This window comes from Arthrobacter sp. SIMBA_036, assembly GCF_046535135.1.
In the GTDB taxonomy this organism is placed as follows: Bacteria; Actinomycetota; Actinomycetes; order Actinomycetales; family Micrococcaceae; genus Arthrobacter.
This window is the reverse complement of the sequence record NZ_JAWRXG010000235.1, coordinates 1-264: the sequence shown is the minus strand read 5'-3', so window position 1 is coordinate 264 and position 264 is coordinate 1. Positions and strand designations below refer to the sequence as shown.

1 protein-coding gene is annotated in these 264 nt (G+C 59.8%); it reads left to right on the top strand.

Features of this window, described 5'->3' with window-relative positions; all coding sequences use genetic code 11:
• Positions 1 to 172 (top strand): formate--tetrahydrofolate ligase (locus tag SB659_RS19740; RefSeq protein ID WP_410551639.1); only part of this gene is annotated, 172 nt, incomplete at its 5' end.
• Positions 173 to 264: the final 92 nt, after the last annotated feature.

Below are 264 nucleotides of genomic sequence, written 5' to 3'. Positions count from 1 at the left end.
CGGCGCGCCGGAAGGGCATATCGTGCCGGTGCGCGAAGTGCGCCTCTCGGCCGGCGCCGGCTTCGTGGTCGTCATCACCGGCGAGATCATGACCATGCCGGGCCTGCCCAAGTCGCCGTCGGCAGAACGGATATTCCTGAACGACCAGGGGTATATCGAGGGGTTGTTCTGAGGACTGGTTCGGAAAGTGAATCAGGTGATTCAGTTTCCGATTCACTTGGTGCGGCTAACGCGTTGAGTGGGCTGAACATTCAGTGACAATAC